Genomic DNA, 4,423 nt, shown 5'->3' on the forward strand with positions numbered 1-4,423 from the left:
ACTGGATATGAGATTTTAATTCAACCAATGATACAGATACATTATCTAAACCTTTAGCTGCCCATTTGATCACGCGATGGATCTTTTCAAGATCGATCGTTTCTTGTTTACCGCTGCGTTTTGTAACTAGTAAATTCTTATTCATTTAGCTGACTAACCTTAAACAATGTTAAGAATGTTTCCACCAACACTAGTATTGATATTCTTGTTAATACACAAGATGTAGTGTTGTCCTTTATTCATGCATACAAGATAGAGGCATAATCGATTTTTGGCAAGTGGCACTAAACTGAACAACATGTGGATAATTTAGTGAGTTAGTAGCGACTTACATTCTGGCCTCAGTGATCAATTACGGTTAGCAAAAATCAACAGCAAAGTGAAAAAAAAAAGAAAAAAAAGTGTTGCCAAGCTTGTGTGATGATCCTCAAATAATTTGATTATATTTACAGCTAATCCGTTTATAAAACTACCATGCAAGTATTATATTAGAATTTTGTGAGGTGGTTGTTATTACCAACAATTATGTCATTTTATACCCAGCAAGTTTCATATTACCTAAAAGTGGATAACATTTGCTTAAGCGGAAGTTCAGAGATAGACGGAATGGATGGCGTTGTATTGATATTCTGTAGAAGAGAGAAAGAAAGTGGGGGAGATAATCACCTAACAGTAAAGGTACTGCTAGATGAAGAAGAACGTATTAATCGATAAGCTGCGTATGTAGCATATAGTTAACGTCAACATTCTCGCCCAGTTTGAACTGGTCAACGACTGGAATGTAATGCAGGCCTGTCATGTGATGACAATATAGTCCCGATTGATCAACCCAGTGTAGCAGTTCGGAAGGACGAATAAATTTCTTATGATCATGAGTACCGTTAGGCATCATCTTCATAATTTTCTCTGCACCAACAATCATGAACAAGTATGATTTTAAATTACGGTTGATCGTCGAGAAAAAGATATGACCACCTGGTTTAACTAAGCGCATACAGGCATTTACCACTGAACCTGGATCGGGCACATGCTCTAGCATTTCCATGCAAGTAATGACATCAAAGCTATTTGGCTGTTCTTCTGCTAACTCTTCTATTAAGACTTGACGGTATTCAACTTCAGTACCAGATTCAAGTGCGTGCAATTTAGCCACATTGAGGGGTTCTTTACCCATATCAACACCTAATGCTTGTGCTCCGCGGCGAGCCATGCTTTCCGTTAAGATACCGCCACCACAGCCCACATCAAGAACTCTCTTGCCAAATAAGCCGCCGCTGCGCTCATCAATGTAGTCTAAGCGTAATGGATTGATTTGATGTAATGGCTTGAAGTCACCTGCTGGATCCCACCAGCGACTGGCCATGGCTTCAAATTTAGCGATTTCCTGTTTATCTACATTCATACATAGTCTTCTTGATACGTTAATAAGGTGAAAAGTAATAAATATGGGCACAGTATATAACGAGAAAATGATTTCAGAAGTATTATTTGTGAGCCAACGAATAAATAATTTGCGAAGCGGTTAATAAAATCGTAACCAACAGAGTTAATTTTCTTATATATTGTATTTGCTGGTAAATATTATGCTAGAATGAATCTCTAAAAAATATAATAGAAAGCACTTTAAAACTTAGGGGTAAAGGCTTATATGAGTAATTTAGCCACAGAAATCACACCTATCAATATTGAAGAAGAATTAAAAAATTCCTATTTAGATTACGCTATGAGCGTTATTGTTGGTCGTGCTCTTCCTGATGTTCGCGATGGTTTAAAACCAGTTCACCGCCGTGTTTTATTCGCGATGAACGAATTGAAGAATGATTGGAACAAACCATATAAAAAATCAGCACGTGTTGTTGGTGACGTAATCGGTAAATATCACCCACACGGTGACACAGCTGTTTATGACACAATCGTACGTATGGCGCAGCCTTTCTCTTTGCGCTACATGCTTGTTGATGGTCAAGGTAACTTCGGTTCAGTTGACGGCGATTCTGCAGCCGCAATGCGTTATACCGAAATCAGAATGTCAAAAATCGCGCATGAATTACTTGCCGATTTAGACAAGGAAACGGTTGATTACGTACCTAACTATGATGGTACCGAATTCATTCCTGATGTTATGCCTACGCGTATTCCGAACCTGCTAGTGAATGGTTCGTCGGGTATTGCAGTAGGTATGGCGACTAATATACCACCTCATAATTTAAACGAGGTGATTAATGGTTGTTTAGCATTAATTAAAAATCCAGATCTAAGTCTGGAAGAATTAATGGAATACATTCCTGGTCCAGATTTCCCTACTCACGGTATCATTAACGGTAAAGCTGGTATTGAACAGGCTTATCGTACTGGCCGTGGTAAAGTTCATATCCGTGCTCGTGCGGAAATTGAAACCAATGACCGCGGTCGTGAAACGATCATCGTTCATGAACTGCCTTACCAAGTGAACAAAGCGCGTTTGATTGAACGTATCGCTGAGTTTGTTAAAGATAAAAAAATTGAAGGCATCAGTGCCTTACGCGACGAATCTGATAAAGATGGTATGCGTATGGTTGTTGAAATTAAACGTGATGCCGTTGGTGAAGTTGTATTAAACAACCTTTATGCTCAAACGCAAATGCAAGTTGTATTTGGTATGAACATGGTTGCCTTGATTGACAAACAGCCAAAAATCTTCACATTAAAAGGCATGTTAGATGCATTCTTGCGTCATCGCCGTGAAGTTGTTACACGTCGTACTGTGTTTGAACTGCGCAAAGCGCGTGAGCGTGCTCATATCCTTGAGTCGTTAGCGATTGCACTAGCAAACATTGATGAAATCATTGCCTTAATTAAGCAATCACCGACATCTGCAGAAGCAAAACAAGCCTTAATTAGCCGCGGTTGGCAGTTAGGCGATGTATCTGCAATGTTAGAGAGTGCGGGTGATGATGCTGCTCGTCCTGAATGGTTAGAAGCTGAGTATGGTATTCGTGAAGGTTCGTATTTCTTAACCGAGATACAAGCACAAGCAATCCTAGACTTACGTTTACACAAACTAACAGGTTTAGAACACGAGAAAATTCTTAACGAATACAGAGAATTATTGGAAGTTATTGCAGAATTATTGCATATCCTTAATTCTCCAGAACGTCTACTTGAAGTTATCACTGAAGAGCTACAAGCTTCGAAAGACAACTTTGGTGACGAACGTCGTACAGAGATCTCTGCAAGCAGTGCTGATATTAACTTAGAAGACTTAATCGAACGTGAAGATGTTGTAGTAACACTATCTCACGAAGGTTATGTTAAGTATCAGCCGCTAACTGATTACGAAGCGCAGCGTCGTTGTGGTAAAGGTAAATCAGCAACGAAGATGAAAGAAGAAGATTTCATCGAACGTTTATTGGTCGCTAATACCCATGATCATATTCTGTGCTTCTCAAGCCGTGGTCGCTTGTACTGGATGAAGGTATATCAATTACCATTAGCTAGTCGTCAAGCCCGTGGTAAGCCAATTGTTAACTTACTACCACTAGAAGAAGGTGAGCGTATTACTGCGATCCTACCTGTATCTGAGTTTGAAGATAACAAGTTTGTCTTCATGGCAACGGCTAACGGTACAGTGAAGAAAACAGCACTAAGTGCATACAGCAAGCCTCGTGCTGGCGGTATCATCGCTGTTAACCTGAATGAAGGGAATGAACTAATTGGTGTTGATATCACTGATGGTACTAACGACATTATGTTGTTCTCTGATGAAGGTAAAGTAGTACGTTTCTGCGAGTTTGAAGAAACACCAGTACTTGACGAAGAAGGTAACCCTGTTCTTGATGAGAACGGCAAACCAGAAATCAAGTTCAAAGGTGTGCGTCCTATGGGCCGTACAGCAACTGGTGTTCGTGGTATTAAATTAGAAGGCGAGCAAAAAGTTGTCTCTCTAATCGTACCGAAGAACGACGGTGCTATCTTAACAGCAACTGAAAACGGTTACGGTAAACGTACTGCACTTGCAGAATACCCAGCGAAGAGTCGTGGTACTAAGGGTGTTGTTTCAATTAAAGTAAGTGAACGTAACGGTAAAGTTGTTGGTGCTACGCAAGTGCTTGACGGTGATGAGCTAATGCTTATTACTAATGGCGGTACGCTAGTAAGAACTCGTGCATCTGAAGTCTCTATGGTTGGCCGTAACACCCAAGGTGTTCGTCTAATCCGTACGGGTGATGATGAGCTCGTTGTTGGTTTACAACGCATCGATGAAGTTGAAGTAGACGAGAACGCAGTTGTTGTTGATGCAGAAAATGCTGAAGCACCAAGCGAAGTTCCAGCTACACCAACGGATGCAGCTGACAGCGCTGAAGGAGCAACTGAAGAGTAATTAAGGCTAGTGTAGTAATGCACTAATCACGATTAACTTCAATAAGGCCTGTTACTCCTAGAG

Annotated in this window: 3 protein-coding genes; 1 reads left to right on the plus strand and 2 read right to left on the minus strand. The window is 40.3% G+C overall.

All coding sequences use genetic code 11. The annotated features are described in order from the left end of the window. Positions 1-145 (minus strand): ATP cone domain-containing protein (locus QNK26_RS07225; protein WP_319221867.1); only part of this gene is annotated, 145 nt, incomplete at its 3' end. 558 nt (positions 146-703) lie between these two features. Next, on the minus strand, positions 704-1,402 hold the full coding sequence (gene ubiG, locus QNK26_RS07230; protein ID WP_319221864.1) for a bifunctional 2-polyprenyl-6-hydroxyphenol methylase/3-demethylubiquinol 3-O-methyltransferase UbiG: 699 nt from the start codon (positions 1,400-1,402) through the stop codon (positions 704-706). A 246-nt stretch (positions 1,403-1,648) separates the two neighbouring features. Here ubiG and gyrA point away from each other — a divergent pair, with 246 nt between their 5' ends. Then, on the plus strand, positions 1,649-4,360 hold the full coding sequence (gene gyrA, locus QNK26_RS07235) for a DNA topoisomerase (ATP-hydrolyzing) subunit A (RefSeq protein ID WP_319221865.1): 2,712 nt from the start codon (positions 1,649-1,651) through the stop codon (positions 4,358-4,360). Positions 4,361-4,423 lie beyond the last annotated feature (63 nt).

It is taken from the genome of Moritella sp. (genome assembly GCF_033791185.1).
Taxonomy (GTDB): domain Bacteria; phylum Pseudomonadota; class Gammaproteobacteria; order Enterobacterales; family Moritellaceae; genus Moritella.

Bases quoted from the DNA above. Each gene is read 5' to 3' on its own strand.
- ubiG (WP_319221864.1), bottom strand. From the start codon at position 1,402: ATGAATGTAGATAAACAGGAAATCGCTAAATTTGAAGCCATGGCCAGT.
- gyrA (WP_319221865.1), top strand. From the start codon at position 1,649: ATGAGTAATTTAGCCACAGAAATCACACCTATCAATATTGAAGAAGAA.